The sequence below is a fragment of the Streptomyces sp. NBC_01352 genome (assembly GCF_036237295.1).
Taxonomy (GTDB): Bacteria; Actinomycetota; Actinomycetes; order Streptomycetales; family Streptomycetaceae; genus Streptomyces; species Streptomyces plumbiresistens.
The window spans coordinates 1,686,496-1,705,073 of sequence record NZ_CP108354.1 but is presented as its reverse complement, the minus strand read 5'-3'; the positions used below and the strand labels follow the sequence as shown (position 1 = coordinate 1,705,073).

Annotated in this window: 18 protein-coding genes; 7 read left to right on the top strand and 11 right to left on the bottom strand. The window is 71.4% G+C overall.

Going from position 1 to position 18,578, the window contains the following annotated elements:
- Positions 1–116: 116 nt before the first annotated feature.
- From OG252_RS08205 to OG252_RS08190, 4 genes are all read left to right on the top strand, one after another.
- A complete protein-coding gene (locus OG252_RS08205) occupies positions 117–428 on the top strand; it encodes a hypothetical protein (protein WP_266450932.1) in 312 nt (103 codons plus the stop codon).
- Positions 429–445: 17 nt separating this feature from the next.
- Positions 446–1,969: a class I adenylate-forming enzyme family protein gene (locus tag OG252_RS08200; protein ID WP_329334859.1), complete on the top strand. Its 1,524-nt coding sequence runs from the start codon at positions 446–448 to the stop codon at positions 1,967–1,969.
- Between the two features lie 82 nt (positions 1,970–2,051).
- On the top strand, positions 2,052–3,569 hold the full coding sequence (locus OG252_RS08195; RefSeq protein ID WP_329334857.1) for a class I adenylate-forming enzyme family protein: 1,518 nt from the start codon (positions 2,052–2,054) through the stop codon (positions 3,567–3,569).
- A 22-nt stretch (positions 3,570–3,591) separates the two neighbouring features.
- The gene (locus OG252_RS08190; protein WP_329334855.1) at positions 3,592–4,605 is read left to right on the top strand and encodes a phosphotransferase family protein; all 1,014 of its coding nucleotides are present in this window, start codon (positions 3,592–3,594) and stop codon (positions 4,603–4,605) included.
- 19 nt (positions 4,606–4,624) lie between these two features.
- On the opposite strand, the gene OG252_RS08185 is transcribed toward OG252_RS08190, so the two are convergent.
- Both OG252_RS08185 and OG252_RS08180 read right to left on the bottom strand, forming a co-directional pair.
- The gene (locus OG252_RS08185; protein ID WP_266450936.1) at positions 4,625–5,395 is read right to left on the bottom strand and encodes an SDR family NAD(P)-dependent oxidoreductase; all 771 of its coding nucleotides are present in this window, start codon (positions 5,393–5,395) and stop codon (positions 4,625–4,627) included.
- 9 nt (positions 5,396–5,404) lie between these two features.
- Complete coding sequence (locus OG252_RS08180) at positions 5,405–6,553, bottom strand: acyl-CoA dehydrogenase family protein (RefSeq protein WP_329334852.1); 1,149 nt, start codon at positions 6,551–6,553, stop codon at positions 5,405–5,407.
- Positions 6,554–6,692: 139 nt separating this feature from the next.
- Here OG252_RS08180 and OG252_RS08175 point away from each other — a divergent pair, with 139 nt between their 5' ends.
- From OG252_RS08175 to OG252_RS08165, 3 genes are read left to right on the top strand one after another with little or no spacing between them, the layout of a single operon-like run.
- Positions 6,693–7,457 carry a crotonase/enoyl-CoA hydratase family protein gene (locus OG252_RS08175; RefSeq protein ID WP_266450938.1) on the top strand — a complete coding sequence of 255 codons (765 nt, stop codon included), beginning with the start codon at positions 6,693–6,695 and terminating at the stop codon, positions 7,455–7,457.
- A gap of 1 nt (position 7,458) precedes the next feature.
- Entirely contained in the window at positions 7,459–8,622 is a 1,164-nt protein-coding gene (locus OG252_RS08170; protein WP_329334849.1) for a CaiB/BaiF CoA transferase family protein, read from the top strand.
- Positions 8,623–8,650: 28 nt separating this feature from the next.
- Positions 8,651–9,796, top strand: a complete 1,146-nt coding sequence (locus tag OG252_RS08165; RefSeq protein WP_329334848.1) for a thiolase family protein — start codon at positions 8,651–8,653, stop codon at positions 9,794–9,796.
- An 83-nt stretch (positions 9,797–9,879) separates the two neighbouring features.
- On the opposite strand, the gene OG252_RS08160 is transcribed toward OG252_RS08165, so the two are convergent.
- From OG252_RS08160 to OG252_RS08120, 9 genes are all read right to left on the bottom strand, one after another.
- Positions 9,880–10,740: a mycofactocin-coupled SDR family oxidoreductase gene (locus tag OG252_RS08160; protein WP_329334846.1), complete on the bottom strand. Its 861-nt coding sequence runs from the start codon at positions 10,738–10,740 to the stop codon at positions 9,880–9,882.
- 65 nt (positions 10,741–10,805) lie between these two features.
- Entirely contained in the window at positions 10,806–11,336 is a 531-nt protein-coding gene (locus OG252_RS08155; RefSeq protein WP_329334844.1) for a flavin reductase family protein, read from the bottom strand.
- Positions 11,337–11,375: 39 nt separating this feature from the next.
- Positions 11,376–12,557: an acyl-CoA dehydrogenase family protein gene (locus OG252_RS08150; protein WP_266450943.1), complete on the bottom strand. Its 1,182-nt coding sequence runs from the start codon at positions 12,555–12,557 to the stop codon at positions 11,376–11,378.
- Between the two features lie 27 nt (positions 12,558–12,584).
- Complete coding sequence (locus OG252_RS08145; protein WP_266450944.1) at positions 12,585–13,463, bottom strand: alpha/beta fold hydrolase; 879 nt, start codon at positions 13,461–13,463, stop codon at positions 12,585–12,587.
- A gap of 87 nt (positions 13,464–13,550) precedes the next feature.
- Positions 13,551–14,549: a VOC family protein gene (locus tag OG252_RS08140; protein WP_266450945.1), complete on the bottom strand. Its 999-nt coding sequence runs from the start codon at positions 14,547–14,549 to the stop codon at positions 13,551–13,553.
- Positions 14,550–14,601: 52 nt separating this feature from the next.
- Positions 14,602–15,642 (bottom strand): 4-hydroxy-2-oxovalerate aldolase, encoded by a 1,041-nt coding sequence (gene dmpG, locus OG252_RS08135; RefSeq protein ID WP_329334841.1) that lies wholly within the window; start codon positions 15,640–15,642, stop codon positions 14,602–14,604.
- Complete coding sequence (locus OG252_RS08130) at positions 15,639–16,580, bottom strand: acetaldehyde dehydrogenase (acetylating) (RefSeq protein WP_266450947.1); 942 nt, start codon at positions 16,578–16,580, stop codon at positions 15,639–15,641. The genes dmpG and OG252_RS08130 overlap by 4 nt, the downstream gene beginning before the upstream one ends.
- The gene (locus OG252_RS08125; RefSeq protein WP_329334838.1) at positions 16,580–17,377 is read right to left on the bottom strand and encodes a 2-keto-4-pentenoate hydratase; all 798 of its coding nucleotides are present in this window, start codon (positions 17,375–17,377) and stop codon (positions 16,580–16,582) included. Before OG252_RS08125 ends, OG252_RS08130 begins: the two co-directional genes overlap by 1 nt.
- Positions 17,378–17,586: 209 nt before the next feature.
- Entirely contained in the window at positions 17,587–18,348 is a 762-nt protein-coding gene (locus OG252_RS08120) for an IclR family transcriptional regulator (protein WP_266450949.1), read from the bottom strand.
- Positions 18,349–18,578: the final 230 nt, after the last annotated feature.

The following is an 18,578-nucleotide window of genomic DNA, read 5'->3' as shown; positions in this document are numbered from 1 at the left end:
TTATTCCCGATGAGAGGGAGGATAACTGTGACTGTGCTGCTCGATCACGATAAAACGTATACTCTTTTACGGTCTCGGGTTGGGACAGTCACTACTGGATCCGCGGAGGAGCTGCGATGAAGCCGCGCGTGGGGCAGACGCTCGTCAGCACGGTCGACGCGACGACGGTGGTCGTCGTCCGCTGGCCGGAGAAGGACCTGGAGGTCACCTGCGGCGGGGCGGCCATGGTCGATCCACGGGGAGCGGAGGCAGGAGCGACCGGCACCCCCGACCCCTCGCAGCTGGGCGGTTCACAGCTCGGCAAGCGCTACGCGGACGAGGAACTCGGCGTGGAAGTGCTCTGCACGAAGCCGGGGCAGGGCACGCTGGCGCTGAACGGCGTACCGCTGCCGCTGAAGGCCGCCAAACCGCTGCCGGCCTCCGACTGAGCGGGGGCGATCCGGCGATGAACGTGGCGATGCTGCTGGACATGGCCGCCGAGGGCTTCCGCGAGCGGGTCCTGGTCGGTCGGGCGGAGGACGGACTGACCGCCTCCCGGCTTCGTGAACTGTCAGTTGGGGGCGCGCGGTTGGTGCGTGCGGCCGGCGCCGACGCGATCCTCCATCTCGCGGTCAACGGTCCCGCCTTCCCGGTCGCGCTGTTCGCCGCGGCCCGGGCCGGGGTGCCGCTCGTCCCGGTCAACTACCGCCTGGGCAGCGAGCAGCTCGACGCCCTGCTGGCCAACCACCCCCGCGCGCTGGGCATCGCCGAACCGGAACAGGCCGACGCCCTGCGCCGCGCCGGAGTGCCGGCGGTAAGCCCGGCGGAGTGGCTGGCGGCCGCCGCCGACAGCGATGCCGATGGCGTCGACGCCACCGAGGCCGAACCGGCGGACCCCGACTCCCCGGCGGTGCTGATCTACACCAGCGGTACGACATCGGCGCCCAAGGGCGTGGTCCTGCGCCACCACCACCTGGTCTCCTACGTGCTCGGAACGGTCGAGTTCGCGGGGGCGGACGCCGAGGAGGCGGCGCTGATGAGCGTGCCGCCGTACCACATCGCCGCCGTGTCGAACGTGCTGACGAACCTGTACGCGGGCCGTCGTGTCGTCACCCTCGAACAGTTCACCCCGGACGGCTGGCTCGACCTCGTACGGCAGCAGCGCATCACCAACGCGATGGTCGTGCCGACGATGCTCGCCCGGATCATGGACACCGAAGCACTCGACCGGTCGGTGCCCTCGCTGCGGGCGCTCGCCTACGGCGGGGCCAAGATGCCGGTGCGGGTGATCGAGACGGCGCTGCGCGCCTGGCCGCACGTCGACTTCGTCAACGCCTACGGCCTGACGGAGACCTCGTCCACCGTCGCCGTGCTGGGCCCGGAGGAACACCGGGCCGCCGTCACGAGCGACGATCCCGTGGTGCGCTCCCGGCTCGGGTCGGTCGGCAGGCCGGTGCCGTCGGTCGAGCTGGAGGTCCGCGACGAGATGGGCGCGGTCGTCGGGGCGGGGGAGCCCGGGCAGATCTGGGTGCGGGGCGAGCAGGTCTCGGGCGAGTACGCGGGCCAGGGCCCGACCGTCGACGAGCGGGGCTTCTTCCACACCCGCGACCAGGGCCGTCTCGACGCCGACGGTTACCTCCATGTGGAGGGCCGGGTCGACGACACCATCATCCGCGGCGCGGAGAACATCGCCCCCGCGGAGATCGAGGACGTCCTGCTGCGGCACCCGGACGTGCTCGACGCCGTCGTCGTGGGTGTCCCGGACGAGGAGTGGGGCCAGCGGATCGAGGCCGTGGTCGTGCCCCGCGGCGGCGCGCGGGTCGACACCGAGGAACTGCGGGAGGCGATCCGCGCCACCCTGCGCGGGTCCCGGACGCCCGACCGCATCGCCTGCTGGCCCGAACTTCCCCGCACCCCGACCGGCAAGTTGGTGCGCCGCGACATCGTGGCGGGGCTGACGGCCGAGGGTCAGCCCGTCAGCGGCTCCTGACCCGGCCTTGCCGCCACGCCCGTCGTCCGGAGCCGCCCCGGACGGCTCGCCCCGCCCATGGACCCGACCGAAGGACAAGGCAGTGCCGATCCCTGATGACCGACCGCTTCCGGTCCGGCTGCGCCGGGTGCTCTCCGCAGTGCCGGAAGCGACCGCCTTGATCTTCGAGGACCGCGGCTATCCCTGGGCGTTCCTGCGGCGCGCGGTCGACGACCTCGACCGCCTGCTCGCCGAGGCCGGCGCACCCGACGCGCACCGGATCGGCATCGTCCTGCGGAACCGGCCGGGACACCTGGCCGCGCTGGTGGCGGTGCTCGCCACCGGCCGCCAGGTCGTGACACTGAGTCCGTTCCACGGGGACGTGGCCCTGGCGGAGGACATCAGGACCCTCGCCCCGCAGGTCGTGGTGGCCGGCGGCGAGGACTGGGCCCGCCCCGGAGTGGCCTCCGCGGCCGCCGAGGTGGCGGCCGTACCCCTGGAGACCGGTGAGGACGACCGGCCGCTCAGGGGCCGCGCCGCCGACTGGTCGCCCGCGCCGGGTGCGGCGGAGCGCGGCGATGTCGCCGTCCTCATGCAGACCAGCGGGACCACCGGTCGTCCCAAGCGTGTCGAGCTGACCTACCGCAAACTCACCGCCGCGTTCGAGGCGTCGGGCACACCGGTCGCCTCGTCCGAGGTGCGGCTGCGCACGCATCCCGCGATCCTGTGGACCTCGCTGGTCCACATCGGGGGGCTGTATTTCGCGATCGCCAATGTGGCTGCCGGGCTGCAGACCGCGCTGCTGGAGCGGTTCGACGTCCAGAAGTGGGCCGCGCTGGTCCGTCGGACCCGGCCGCGGCGCGTCCGGCTGGCGCCCACCCCGCTGCGGATGGTGCTGCAGTCGGACCTGTCGGCCGACGTGTTCGAGGGGGTGGAGACGGTGTCGTCCGGCACCGCTCCGCTGCCGCCCGAGGACGCCGAACGGTTCACCGCCCGGTTCGGGGTCCCGGTGCTGTCGGTGTACGGGGCCACGGAGTTCGCGGGAGCGATCGCGGGCTGGGACCTGGCGCTGCACCGGAAGTGGTGGACGGCGAAGCGGGGCAGCGTCGGGCGGGCCTTCCCGAGCATCGCGCTGCGCGTCGTCGACCGGGCGACGGGCGAGCCGGTGTCCGCCGGCGCCGTGGGGGTGCTGGAGGCGAAGGGCGCCCAACTGCCCGGTGACGGCTGGGTCCGTACGACCGATCTCGCGAGCCTCGACGACGACGGGTTCCTCTACATCCACGGACGCGCCGACGACGCCATCAACCGGGGCGGCTTCAAGATCGTCCCGAGTGTCATCGAGGACGCGCTGCGGGCGCATCCGGCGGTGCGTGACGCGGCCGCCGTGGGGATTCCCGACGAGCGGCTCGGCGAGGTGCCGGTCGCCGCCGTGACGATCCGGGACGGGGCCGTCGTGCCGGGCGCGAGTGAGCTGGGGCAGTGGCTGGCCGAGAGGCTGGCCCGCTATCACCTGCCCACCGAGATCAAGGTCGTCGGCGAGCTGCCGCGCACCCCGTCCATGAAGGTCAGCCGACCGGACGTGCAGGCACTGTTCGAGCCGGCCCCCCGCACCACGGCCTGACCACGACAGGAGCGAGCCGATCGTGAGCATCGCCGCGAGCAGCGCGGAACTGGTACCGGACCTGGCCACGCGCACGGCGACGGCCGTCCGCGACTGGATCCCCGAGGCGGCGGTGCGGGGGGTCGAGCCGCTCACCGGCGGCACGTCGAGCCTGACGTACGTGGCCGAACTGTCCGGTGTTCCGGCCGGATACGAGCGGGTGGTCCTCAAGGTGGCCCCGCCCGGACTCGCCCCGGTCCGCAACCGGGACGTGCTGCGGCATGCGCGGCTCATGCGGGCCCTGGCGGGCCGGCCCGGGGTACGCGTACCGGCGGTGCTGTTCTGCGACGCGGGCGCACCGCCGTTCGTGGCCATGGAGCTCGTGCCCGGGCAGTGCGTCGAGCCGGTGCTCGCGCCGCGCGGCACGGTGCCCGCCGACCGGGTACGGGCCCGGGCCTTCGACGCCGTACGGATGCTCGCGGCCCTGCACCGGGTCGAGCCGCGCGACACCTCGCTCGCGGCGGAGCCGTTGGTCCCGCTCGCCGCCGAAGTCGACCGCTGGACACGGGCGTTCACGACCGTCCCCGACGACCTGTGCACCGGACACGAGACGGTCGCCGACCGGTTGCACGCCACCCTGCCCGCCCCGGTGGCACCGGTGATCACCCACGGCGACTACCGGCTCGGCAACGCGCTGTGCGAGGCGGACCGGGTCACCGCGCTCATCGACTGGGAGATCTGGGCGCTGGGCGACCCCCGCATCGACGTGACCTGGCTGACCTTCTTCACCGACGAGGCCCGCCACCCGGCGTCGGTGTCGGACGAGCCGACGGGCATGCCGGGAAAGGCGGAGCTGGTCGAGGCCTATCAGGAGGCGCGAGGTGAACGGCTGCGGGACCTGGCGTGGTTCGAGGCGCTGACCAAGTACAAGGAGTCCGCCGCGACGGCGCTGCTCATCAAGAGGGCCCGGAAGACAGGGCGGTTCACCGAGATGCACCGGCGCATGCTGCCCGCACTGCCGGTGCTCCTCGACGAGGCGCTGGACCTGCTGGCCTGACCCGGCCGCAGGACGGGCGTCAGCGCGGGGCCATCCGGATCGCCCCGTCGAGCCGGACCGTCTGGCCGTTCAGGTACGGGTTCTCGAGCATCTCCAGGGCCAGCCGGGCGAAGTCGTCGGGGGCGCCGAGCCGCTTGGGATGGGGCACGGTGGCGGCGAGGCCCTCGCGGATGTCGTCGCGCAGCCGGGCGAGCATGGGGGTGTCCATGATGCCGGGGGCGATGGTGTTCACCCGGATCTGCCGGCTCGCCAGGTCCCGGGCGGCGACCAGCGTCATGCCGTGCACGCCCGCCTTCGACGCGCTGTAGGACGTCTGCCCGATCTGGCCGTCGAACGCGGCCACGGACGCCGTGAGGACGAGGGCACCACGGTCGCCGTCGTCGAGGACGTCGTTCTCGGCGATACGGGAGGCGGCCAGGCGCAGCACGTTGTAGGTGCCGATCAGGTTGATCCGGACGACCTCGGCGAAGGTGTCGAGGTCCCCGGGGGCGCCGTCCTTGTCCAGGATCCGGGTACGGTCGCCACCGCGTCCGGCGCAGTGCACGACGCAGCGCAGCGGACCCTGCTGCCGCGCGGCGTCGAGCGCGGCCTCGACCGCGGCCGCGTCGGTGACGTCCGCGCGGACGAACCGGGCGGCGTCGCCGAGGTCGGCCACCGCCTTGGCGCCCTGTTCCTCGGAGATGTCGGCGATGACCACACGGCCGCCGCGGTCGATGATCCGGCGCGCGGTGGCGAGGCCTAGCCCGGAGGCGCCGCCGGTGACCAGCGCGGAGGAACCGTCGATGCGCATACCTGCTCCTTACAGACCGAGGGACCTGCTGATGATGGTCTTCATGACCTCGCTGGTGCCGCCGTAGATGCGGGTCACGCGAGCGTCGGCGTACAGCCGGGCGATCGGGTACTCCAGGATGTAGCCGTAGCCGCCGTGCAGTTGGAGACACCGGTCGACCACGCGGCCCTGCACCTCGGTGCAGAACAGCTTGGTCTTCGCCGCGTCCACGGCACTCAGCTCGCCCGCGACCAGCCCGGTGACCGCCGCGTCGAGCATGGCCTGGGCGGCCTCCGACTCGGCGGCCATGGCGGCGAGTTCGAACTTCGTGTTCTGGAAGTGCGCGACCGGCTTGCCGAACACCGTGCGTTCGCGGACGTAGGCGACGGTGAGGTCGATCGCGGTCCGGGTCTGGGCGACCGCGCCCACCGCGATGGCCAGTCGCTCCTGCGCCAGATTGCGGCCGAGGGACGAGAACGCGGCACCCTCCTCGCCGAGCAGGTTGGCGGCGGGGACCCGGACATCGGCGAAGGACAGCTCGACGGTGTCCTGCGTGGCCAGCCCGATCTTCTCCAGCTTCCGCCCCACGGTGAACCCGGGCATGCCCTTCTCCACCACGAGCAGCGACAGGCCGGCCCGCCGGTTCTCCGGATCGGTGGAGGTGCGGGCCACGACGATCACCAGGTCGGCGTGATGACCGCCGGTGATGAAGGTCTTGGACCCGTTGAGCAGGTAGTGGTCGCCGTCGCGGACCGCGGTCGTGGCGATGCCGGCCAGGTCGGAGCCGGTGCCCGGCTCGCTCATCGCGATCGCCGTGTAGAGCTCGCCCGAGGCCAGTCCCGGGAACCAGCGGGCCTGCTGCGCTGCGTTCGCGAGGCCCGTGAAGTACGGGACGACCACGTCCAGATGGGTGCGCAGACCGCCCAGCGTCACGCACGCGCGGGCGCACTCCTCCTGGATCACGACGTTGTAGCGGTAGTCGTCCTGACCGCCGCCCCCGTACTCCTCCGGTATCGCGGTGCCGATGATGCCGAGCTTGCCCAGCGAGGTGAACAGCTCGCGGGGGACGAGCCCGGCCCGTCGCCACTCCTCGTACACCGGGACCACCTCGCGGGCGAGGAAGTCGCGGACCAGGAGCCGGAAGTCCTCGTGGTCCTGGGTGAACAGCGTGCGGCGCATCGGCCTCCCCCTCCAGCGTGGACGAATTGAGTATACGCATTTGCCTCTATGCGAGCTACTCTAAGCGATGTGCCGCCTCCTTCGGCGAGACTGGTGCACTGAATTGACCACAACTTCCGTACGGAGGAGGGGAGGGGACGTGTCGGACGAGGTGCTCGTCGAACGCCGTGGCGCCGTCCAGGTCGTGACGATCAACCGGCCCACCGCGAAGAACGCGCTGACCGCCGCCGTGGCCCGGGCCGTGGCCGACGCGGTCGACGAACTCGACGCGTCGGAGGACCTGCGGGTCGGCGTGCTCACGGGCAGCGGGGGGACGTTCTCCGCGGGGATGGACCTGAAGGCGTTCCTGCGGGGCGAGAGGCCGTCGATCGAGGGCCGGGGACTGTGCGGGATCACCATGACTCCGCCGCGCAAACCGCTCGTTGCCGCCGTCGAGGGCTGGGCGCTCGCCGGGGGCTTCGAGCTTCTGCTCGCCTGCGATCTGGTGGTCGCGGCCCGCACGGCCAGGCTGGGCGTGCCGGAGGTCAAGCGCGCCCTCGTCGCCCGCGCGGGAGCGGCCCTCCAGTTGCCGCGACGCGTTCCGTTCGCCATCGCGCTGGAACTGCTGCTGACCGGCGAGCCGATCGGCGCCGAACGGGCCGCCGAGATCGGCCTCGTCAACCGGCTCACCGAGGAGGGCGGCGCCCTCGACGGCGCGCTCGAACTCGCCGGGACGATCGCGGCGAACGGCCCGCTCGCGGTGGCGGCCACCAAGCGGATCGCCCGCTCCACGGCCGACTGGACCCTGGAGGAGGCCTGGGCGAAGCAGTCCGAGATCACCGACCCCGTGTTCGCCTCCGAGGACGCCCGCGAGGGCGCCACCGCCTTCAAGGAGAAACGGACGCCGGTCTGGAAGGGACGCTGACATGGCCGCGGGACCCCTGGCGGGTTGCCGGGTGATCGAGTTCGGCGGCATCGGCCCGGGCCCGTTCGCCGGGATGTTCCTCGCCGACCTCGGGGCCGAGGTGGTCCGTGTCGACCGGCCGGAAAGTATGGACGAGGTGGGCGTGGGCGGCCCTTTGGGCGGGCCCACGGACGTACTGAACCGCGGGAAACGGTCGGTGGTGCTGGACCTGAAGCACCCGGCCGGACTGGCTGCCGTACTCGAACTGGTCGGGCGGGCCGACGTGTTGATCGAGGGATTCCGTCCGGGGGTGACCGAGCGGCTGGGCATCGGTCCGCACGCGTGCCTGGCACGCAATCCCCGGCTGGTGTACGGCCGGATGACCGGCTGGGGACAGGACGGACCGCTGGCCGCCGCGGCCGGACACGACGTCAACTACATCGCTCTCACCGGGGCGTTGGGGGCGATCGGGTCCGCGGGCGGGCCGCCGCAGATTCCGCTCAACCTCCTCGGTGACTACGGGGGCGGCGGCTGCTACCTCGTGATCGGCGTGCTGGCGGCCCTGCATGCCGTCGGGCGGAGCGGCCGGGGGCAGGTCGTCGACGCGGCCATCGTCGACGGCACCGCCCACCTGCTGGCGAGCACCTTCGCGAAGCTGGCCCGCGGCGCGTGGACCGACGAGCGAGGGGTCAACCAACTGGACGGCGGATCGCCGTTCTACGCCGTCTACGAGACGCAGGACGGCCGGCACATGGCGGTCGGCGCGCTGGAGCCGAAGTTCTACCGGCGCCTGGTCGGCCTGCTGGAGCTCGACGCAGACCCGGACCGGCAGTACGACCGGTCCACCTGGCCCGAGTTGCGGCTCAGCCTGGAGAAGCGGTTCGCGCAGCGCACACGGGACGAGTGGGCGGTGCTGTTCGAAGGGACCGACGCCTGCGTCGCACCCGTACTGGACCTCGGCGAGGCGGCCGCCCACCCGCACCTGGCCGCACGCGGGAGCCTGGTCGCCCGGGACGGCGTCGTACAGCCGGCCGCGGCACCGCGGTTCTCGGTGACTGCGGCGCACCCCGGGACCACGGCACCGGTCCTCGGCGCCGACACCCGGGCGGTGCTCGACGACTGGGGAGTCGGCGGCGCCGACGAACTCGTGGCCGAGGGCGCCGCCGTACAGACGTCCGCCGACTAGACCCACCACCGACCGAGAGGATCCGTTCATGAGGGACGCCGTCATCGTCGACGCGGTGCGTACACCGATCGGCAAGCGCAACGGTTCACTGGCCGAGGTGCACGCCGCCGACCTGTCGGCCCAGGTGCTCAACGCACTCGTCCACCGCACCGGGGTGGACCCCGGGACCGTGGACGACGTGCTCTGGGGCTGTGTCACCCAGATCGGCGACCAGTCGAGCAACATCGGCAGGTTCGCGGTGCTCGCGGCCGGCTGGCCCGACCACGTCCCCGGCGTGACGATCAACCGGGCCTGCGGATCGAGCCAGCAGGCGGTGGACTCCGCCGCGCACGCCGTCATGGCCGGGCAGTACGACCTGGTGGTCGCCGGCGGTGTGGAGACGATGACCAGGGTCCCGCTCGGCTCGCACCGGACGACCGGCCAGCCGTACGGGCCCGCCGTCCTGGCCCGCTACGAGGGAGCCGAGCTCAACCAGGGCATCGGCGCCGAGCTGATCGCCGAGCAGTGGGGCCTCACCCGGCGGCAAGTGGACGAGTACGCCGCCGGCTCGCACGCCAAGGCCGCCGCGGCGATCGACGAGGGCCTCTTCGACGACCACATCGTGCCCATCGAGGCCGACAGCACCAAGTTCGCGGTGGACGAGGGGCTGCGGCGCGGCACGTCCGTCGAGACGCTGGCCGGCCTGAAGCCGTCGTTCAGCCCCGAGGGCGTGATCCACGCCGGGAACGCGTCCCAGATCTCCGACGGTGCGGCCGCACTCCTCATCACCACCCCGGAGCGGGCCCGCGAGCTGGGCCTCACCCCGATCGCGCGCTACCACAGCGGAGCGGTCAGCGGCGCGGACCCCGTCATGATGCTCACCGGCCCGATCCCGGCGACCGAGAAGGTGCTGGGCCGAGCCGGGCTGTCCGTCGACGACATCGGTGTCTTCGAGGTCAACGAGGCGTTCGCACCGGTCCCATTGGCCTGGCTGGCCGAGACCGGCGCCGACCCCGAGCGGCTCAACCCGCTGGGCGGGGCCATCGCGGTCGGGCACCCGCTCGGCGCTTCCGGGGCCATCCTGATGACCCGGATGCTCGCCCGGATGCGGCAGCGGAACCTGCGCTACGGGCTGCAGACGATGTGCGAGGGCGGCGGCACGGCGAACGCGACGATCATCGAGCTGCTCCACTGAGACCAGCTGAGACCAGCTGACACCCGCTCGCACGCGAAGAGGCGGTGGCGTACCCGTCGGGGTACGCCACCGCCTCTTCGCGCTCAGAACTGCGGCTGCTGCGGCCGCCGTTGGACGATCGCGCCCGCGTCGACGCGCATCTGCATGCCCGTCACGTAGCGGGACTCGTCGGACACCAGGAACAGCACCATGTCGGCGATGTCGCGCGGCTCCACGTACGGCAGTCCGAACGCGGTCATCACGTGGAACGCGGGCAGCGCGTCCTCCCGCGTCGGGTTCTCCAGATCCGGGCGGAACTCCCGGTACATCGGTTCGCTGTTGAGCATGTCGGTGTTGCAGTTCGTCGGGTGCACCGCGTTCACCCTGATCCTGCGCGGGGCGAGCGCCACCGCCAGGTCGTTGACGAACGCCGCCACCGACCGCTTGGCGAACGAGTAGCCGAGCTTCCCGAAGTCCGGCCTGCTCGTCATGTCGGAGGACTGCATCAGCGCCGCGGTCGAACCGGTCGCGATGACCGAGCCCCCGTCGGGCAGATGCGGCAGCGCCGCCTGGACCGCGTTCACCACACCGTTGAAGTTCACCGCGACGACGTCCATGAACGCCTGCGCCTCGGCCCGGCCGATCGGGGCGATCCCCGCCTGCGCGACCACGGAGTCCAGCCGGCCCAGTCGCTCCACCCCTTCGGCGACCGCGGCCTGCAACGCGGCGGGGTCACGGACGTCCGCCGGCAGCGCCACGATCCTGCGGCCCAGCTTCTCCACCAGACGTACGGTCTCGTCCAGGTCGGCGCGGCTCGCCAGCGGGTAGTCGACGCTGTCGATCCCCTCGCAGACGTCGATCGCGATGATGTCCGCGCCCTCTTCGGCCAGCCGCACCGCTTCGGCGCGGCCCTGCCCCCGAGCGGCTCCGGTGATGAAGACGACCTTGTCCTGTACCCGGCCCATGCGGGTCTCCTCTCTGAATGCTCCGGCTGTGCTGCTCCGGTGTCGGTCCGGCGTTGGTCCGGCCCCTACCAGCCGATGAGCTGGTCCAGCAGGAGCGAGGTGGTCGAGAAGTAGTCGCCGTAGCCGCCCCGGAAGAACAGCAGCGGTGTCTTCGCCGACTCGACGCGCAGATCGCGGACCCGTCCCACGACCAGGAAGTGGTCGCCGATCTCGACGACCTGCTCGATCCCGCAGTCCACCCAGGCGACGACCCCGTCCAGCACGGGATTTCCGGCGGCGGACGGCTTCCAGGCGACGCCGTCGAACCGGTCGGTGCCCCTGGCCGCCAGTTTTCGGCTCAGCAGCTCCTGGTCGGCGGCGAGCACGTTGGCGCAGAAGCGCCCGGCGCCGAGGATCTTCGGCAGGGTTCCCGAGGAACGGTCCGCCAGGAACGACACCAGGGGCGGATCGAGGGAGACCGAGGTGAAGGACCCGACGACCATCCCCTCCGGCCGCTGACCGGCACCCTCCGTGGTGATGGCGACCACGCTCGTGGGGAAGTGGCCCAGCACGTCACGGAAGCGCAGTCCGTCGATCTCCCCGTCCGGCTGGCTCATACGACGTCTCCCAACTCTTGTCGCGGTGCGGACCGGAGGTCAGATCCCGATCCGCATCGGCGGCGACAGCTCCAGACCCATCCGGGCCAGGGTGTTCGCGTGATACGTCGAGCCGGGAACGTGGATCATGTGGTTGAGTCCCCCGTGCGCGTCCCGCCAGAGCCGCTGCAGTGGGTTGCCGCGCCGGAACGCGTTCCCGCCGGACCGTGCGACGATCTCGTCGAGGGCCGAGACGGCCCGCCAGGCACAGCGGATCTGGTTGCGCCGGATCTCCGACCGGTCCTCGACGCTCACCGGCTTTCCGGCGTCGACGAGATCGTAGATCCGGCTGATGCCGTCGATCAGCTGCACCCGGGACGCGGCGATCTCCGCGGCCGCCTCTCCGGCGGCGGAGAGCACGTACGGATCGTCACGGATCTGGGTCCCGGTCACGGAGACCCGGTCGCGCTGCTGGTTCACATGAGTGGCCAGCGCGCCCTCGCACATTCCGATGACGGCCGACGTGATCCCGAGCGGGAACATCGAGGTGAAGGGCAGCTTGTACACGGTCTCGTCGGCCCCGTTGCGTTCCGCGGCCACCGCGTCCTGGACGTCCTCCTGGCTGATCGCCCGGTGCTCGGGGATGAAGGCGTTGGTGACGACGACGTCCTTGCTGCCGGTGCCCGAGAGGCCGACCACGTCCCAGGAGTCGTCGATGATCTCGTAGTCCGAGCGGGGCAGGACCACGTGCAGCACGGTGATCGGCTGCGCCGGCTTGCCCTTGCCGTCACCGAGCAGCGCCCCCAGGAAGTCCCACTGACAGTGGTCGGCTCCCGAGGAGAACGGCCAGCGTCCGCTGAGGACGTACCCGCCGTCCACCGGGTCGGCGATCCCGTTCGGCATGTACGGCGACGCGATCCAGGTGTCCGGGTCCTCGCCCCAGATCTCCTGCGTGAGCCGCGGATCCATCTGCGCGGCCTCCCACGGGTGCACCCCGACGACGCCGGACACCCAGCCCGCCGCGCCGTCGTGCCGCGCCACCGCCATCACCGCTTCCGCGAAGTCCCGGGGATGCGCGACGTCACCACCGAACTTCGCGGGCTGCAGCATCCGCATCACGCCCGACGAACGCAGCAGCGCGACGGTCTCGTCGCTCAGCTTGCCGAGCTTCTCGTTCTCGTCGGCGAGTGCCGCGAGCTTCGGCCCGATCTCCTCGATCCGGTTCACCACTTCATGCGCCATGTCGCATACCTCCTGCTACTTCGTGGATCACGAACGGGCGTCCGGGCCGGGCGCCTTGCGGGTGAGGAACTCGATCGCGACGCGCTCGAAGTCGTACTTCCGCTCGACCTGCACCCAGTGCCCGCAGTGGGCGAAGCTGTGGAGCTCGATCTCGGGCAGCCACCGGTTCGCGAAGTGCGCCTGGTCGTACGGGAGCATGCGGTCGTCGCGGCCCCAGAGCATGAGCGTCGGGGTGGTGAAGCTCGCCGCGCGCGTCCACAGCGGCGTGTACGTCTCGCGCCGGCGAGGGTCGAACATCGAGCCGAAGATCGCCTTCATACGCCCGATCACGCCCTCGGCGGTGGCGTTGCGCATCCGTTCGTCGACCAGCTCGTCGGTGATCAGGCGGGGGTCGTGCACCATCGTCCTGATCCAGGCGACCATGCGCTCGCGGGTCGGGTCTTCGAGGAACTCGAACAGGCGGGAGAAGCCCTCGCTCGGTTCGGCCGCGAAGATTCCGACGGACAGTCCGCCCGAGCCCATGATGGCCATCCGCCGTACGCGCTCGGGGAATTGGGCGGCGAGTTCGGCGGCGACCGCGCCTCCCATGGAGTTGCCGACGAACGCCGCGGACTCGATGCCCAGGTGGTCCATGAAGCGGGCGATCCACCGGGCCGCGACCACCGGGTAGACCTCGTCGAGTTCGGGGAGTCCGGTCCCGCCGAAGCCCGGCAGGTCCGGCATGACCGTCCGGAACTGCTCGGCGAACACGGGCAGGTTGTCCCCGAAGTTCGACCAGGCGCTCACACCGGGCCCCGACCCGTGGAGCATGATCAGCGGCTCGCCCTCGCCCGCCTCGTGGTAGGCGAACGTGAGACCCTCGACGTCCTTCGTCACCAACGTCGATTCGTAGGTTGCACTCGTCATCGTCGTGGCCCTTTCAGGCAGAGAAGAGGTCGGTCCGGTGACGGCCGCGGGGCAGGGCGCCCCGCGTGCCCCGCGGCCGTCACCGGGTCACGGAGTCAGGCCGGCCGACGGCGAGGTGGACAGGAACTGACCGCCGGGGCCCACGTCGAGGACGTCGCCGTACCAGGTCTGCCCGAACTCCAGCTCGGGCAGCTTCCACTCGAGCGCTTCCCAGTCCGGGTCGAAGATGTGGTAGCCGCCGGAGTAGAGCTCGATGCGGTGGCCGGAGCCCGGGTCGTGGATGTACAGGTACATCGCCTGGCCGATGCCGTGCTTGCCCGGTCCCGCGCCGTAGGCGATGTCGAGATCGCGGATCTGGTCCGCCGCCGTCAGGATGTCGTGGAAGTTCTCGACGTTGAACGCCACGTGGTGGAACTGGCCAGGCGCGTCGTCGGCGCACACCCCGATGGCGAGGTCGTGCACCTGCGGTGTCACCGACAGCCAGGACGCCATGAGGATGTCCGGGGCCTGCGGAATCCGGGCGAACTCGCGGCGCTTGAAGCCCAGGGACTTGCGCAGCCACCCCTCGGCCTGGTTGACCGTGCTCGCGCTGGTCTGCAGGTTGATGTGGTCCAGGCGGCGCACGCCGAGTCCGCGGCGGCGCGAGCTGTTGCTCGGGACCTTGGAGCGGAGCGACTCCTCGGCCTCGGGCTTGTCGATCTCGTAGTACAGCTCGAAGGGATGCTCACTGCCCGGCACCAGGAAGCGGACGGCCTCACCCCGGCCGGCCTCGTGACCGGCGGCCAGCTCCAGCGTCTGGATGCCCTGCTCGGTGAGCTCCTTGTGGAACAGCTCCACGTCCTGCTTGCGCTTGACGCGGAAGCCGTACGCGTTCACCGTGGCCTCGGCCTGCTGGGTGAGGATGAGGGAGTGGTGCACGAGCTCCTGGTAACCCCGCAGATAGGCCTTGCCGCCCACCTGCTCGACGACCTCCATGCCGAGCAGGTCCCGGAAGAACCAGAGCGAGCGCTCCAGGTCCGGCGTGCCGAGGTTGATGATGCCCGCGTAGGCGATCTGCGGACCCGGGTCGTATTCGGGCTGAGTCATCTGCGCTCTCCTTCGAGTCGATAGTCAGCAGGGGATTCGGGCAGGAGCGGGGTCATGCCTCGGCGCGCAGGGTCAGCGCGATGTCGGTGAGCATGTCCTCCTGGCCGCCGACGAGCCCGCGTCGGCCGGCCTCGACGAGGATGTCGCGGGTGTCGACCTTGTAGAGCTGCGCCGCGTGCTCGGCATGCCGCAGGAAGCTGCCGTAGACACCGGCGTAGCCGATCGTGAGGGTCTCCCGGTCGACCCGCACCGGGCGGTCCTGCAGCGGACGGGCGAGGTCGTCCGCCGCGTCCTCCAGCTGGAACAGGTCGCAACCGGTCTCCCAGCCCAGCAGGTTGGCCACCGCGACGAACGGTTCGATCGGCGCGTTCCCCGCCGCCGCGCCCTGGCCGGCGAGCGAGGCGTCGACCCGGAAGGCGCCCTCCTCGACCGCGGCGACCGAGTTGGCCACCGCGAGGGAGAGGTTCTCGTGGGCGTGGATGCCGATCTGCGTCGCGGGGTCCAGCACGTCCCGGTAGGCGCGGACCCGGTCCCGGACGTCCTGGGTGGTGAGCCGGCCGGCGGAGTCGGTGATGTACACGCAGTGCACCCCGTACGACTCCATGAGGCGGGCCTGGGCGGCGAGTTCGGCCGGCCCGGTCATGTGGCTCATCATCAGGAAGCCCGACACGTCCATGCCGAGCGCGCGGGCCTCGGCGATGTGCTGCGCGGCGACGTCGGCCTCGGTGCAGTGGGTGGCGATGCGCACCGAGCGCACGCCGAGCTCGTGGGCCCGGCGCAGTTCGGCGATGGTGCCCACCCCGGGCAGCAGGAGCGTGGTGATGACCGCCCGGGAGGCGTTGGCGACGGCGGCCTCGATCCACTCCCAGTCGGTGTTGCTGCCGGGCCCGTAGTTGAGACTCGCGCCGGCCAGGCCGTCGCCGTGGCTGACCTCGATGGCGGCGACGCCGGCGGCGTCCAGGGCCGCGACGATCCGGCCGACCTGTTCGGGCGCGATCCGGTGGCGGATGGCGTGCATTCCGTCCCGGAGGGTGACGTCCTGGACGTAGACCTTCGTGGTCGTGGTCGCGGGCGCGCTCGTGTCCGTGGTCATGCCGCCACCTCCGCCGGCCGTTCGGCGATCCGTTCCGCGACGCGTTTGGCGGCGGAGGTCATGATGTCGAGGTTCCCGGCGTAGGCGGGCAGGTAGTGTGCCGCCCCCTCGACCTCCAGGAACACCGACACCTTGGTGTCGACCGGACCGGTCCCCGGTGGCAGGAGGGTCGCCATGTCGTCCGCTTCGACGGGGGTGAACTGCACCTCCTGCACCAGCCGGTAGCCGGGCACGTAGGCCGCCACCTCGGCGACCATCCGCTCGATCGACGCGCGCACCTCGTCGTGGTCGGCCCGGCCGATCAGACAGAACACCGTGTCGCGCATGATCAGGGGTGGCTCGGCGGGATTGAGGATGATGATCGCTTTGCCCCGGCGGGCACCGCCCACCGCTTCGATGGCGTGTGCGGTCGTCTCGGTGAACTCGTCGATGTTGGCCCGGGTGCCGGGTCCCGCGGAGCGGGAGGCGACCGACGCGACGATCTCCGCGTACGGCACCTCGGTCACCCGCGAGACCGCCGCGACGACGGGGATGGTGGCCTGCCCGCCACAGGTGACCATGTTGATGTTCGGGGCGTCGAGGTGCTCGTCGAGGTTGACCGGCGGGATCACGTACGGTCCGAGCGCCGCCGGGGTCAGGTCGACCAGCCGCCGCCCGTGGGGCTCCAGCAGCCGCGCGTTCGCCTCGTGCGCGGCGGCGCTGGTGGCGTCCAGGACGATCCGCACGTCCTCGAACTCGGGCATCTTCAGCAGCCCCGCCACACCGTCCGACGTGGTCGCGACGCCCATCCGGGCGGCCCGGGCGAGGCCGTCGGAGGCGGGGTCGATGCCCACCATCGCGAGCACTTCCAGGGTCGGTGAGGTGCGCTTGATCTTGATCATCAGGTCGGTTCCGATGTTGCCGGAGCCGACGATCGCGACTCCCACGCGATCCGTCATCAGTCGTCCTCTCCAGAGAAGCGTGCGGTGACCGTGCCCAGTGGCTCGATCGCCACCTCGAAGACGTCGGACGGCCGCACCGCGACCATCGGGCCGAGGGCGCCCGAGAGCACCAGGTCCCCGGCCCGCAGCGGGGAACCGAACTCGACGGCCGTGGCCGCGAGCCAGGTCAGCGCGTTGAGCGGATCGCCGAGACAGTCGCGCCCGGTGCCCTTCGACACGACCTCGCCGTCCCGTCGCATGGTCATGCGGGCCTCGGCGGGATCGAAGGAGTCCAGGGGCAGTCCGCGGTCGCCGAGCACGAACACTCCGGAGGAGGCGTTGTCGGCGACCGTGTCGGTGATGCCGATCCGCCAGTCGGCGATCCTGCTGTCGACGATCTCCACGGCGGGGTAGGCCAGTTCGACCGCGGCGCGCACCTCGGCCGGGTCCTCGGCGGTGGTCAGGTCGCTGCCGAGGAGGAAGGCGATCTCGGCCTCGGCCTTCGGCTGCAACAGCCGGCGGTAGGGGACGACTTCGCCGTCCGCGTACCGCATGTCGGCGAAGAGTACACCGAAATCCGGCCGGTCGACCCCGACCTGCGACTGGACCGCTGCGGAGGTCAGCCCGATCTTACGGCCGATCAGACGGCCCCCGGCGGACAGGCGGCGTGCGGTCACGGCCTGCTGCACCTCGTACGCCAGCCCGATGTCGCCCGGGCCGATCAGGTCGACGACGGGCGGGCACGCCCGGCCCGAACCGCTCGCCCCCTCCAGGCGATCGGCCGCCGCGCGCACGGCGTCCGCCCGCGCGCTCACGAGGTCCTCCCGGGGATCCTGCCGCTGTACGGGACGGACGCGGCCGGGCGGCCGGGCTCCTGCGGTACGGCGTTCACCAGCCGTTTCGCGTCCGCGACCAGGGTGACTTGGTCCATTGCACTTCCCACGTCTTCGTCCATCACGGGGTCATCGTTCCGTCTGCGACCCGACGGCGGACGGGGCGCGTCCGCTGAGCGGGACAGCATCGATCACGCGGCCGGGACCGGGTGGGCGGTGGCCGTCAGACGCCGGGATATCTCCGCGGCGGTCCACATGACCCGGTACTTGAGCTCCTCGACCCGCACCCGTTCCCGGGGACCGCACACGGAGACCGCCGCCACGGCCGTGTCGAGTTCGAGGATCGGCGCCGCGACGCACGCCACGCCAGGGACCACCTCACCGACCTCGGTTGAGTATCCGCAGTTGCGGATCCTGACCATCGCCGCCTCCAGGGCCTCCTGGGTGGCGATGCTCGCGGGCGTCCGGCGGCACAGACCCTCCTTGAGGTACTGGTCGACCACCGGCCTCGGGGAGTACGCCAGGAGCACCTTGCCGACCCCCGTGCAGTGGGCGGGGAGCCGGCCGCCGACGCGGGACGGCAACGTGCTGCCGAACGCCCCGCCGACCTTCTCCAGGTAGACGACGTCGTGCTCGTCGAGCAGCGCGAGGTGCACCACATGCCCGGTGGACGCGCGCAGTTGCTGCATGAAGGGCCGGGCCACGTCGGTGAGCCGGGTGCGGTGCACGACCAGGCTGCCGATCTCGAACATGCGCAGACCGAGCGTGTACTCGTTGTCGTGCCGCTGGAGCCAGCGGGCGCTGACCAGTTGCTGGAGGATCCGGTGCACGGAGGAGCGGGGAAGGCCGCTGCGCGAACTGATCTGCCCCAGCGTCAGCATCCCTCCGGAGCGCTCGAAGACGCCGAGGATCAGGACGACCCGATCGACCATGCTCGCCGGACCATCGGACATGTGCGACCTCCTTGTGCACACCTCACGCCGGCCGATTGCGGCACCTCCTTGTGCCGCCAATCGGACGACTGACACCCATAGTGCCCCCCAGTACGAGAAATCAGTAGCCCTAATAGCCATTGACACTGCGATGGATGGCAGCCACCATCCGTGCAGTACGCGATGGTGACAGGCGGCTCCGCCCAGGGATGGGGCAAGGAGCGGCCCAGTCGCGGCGCTGTCACTCCGCG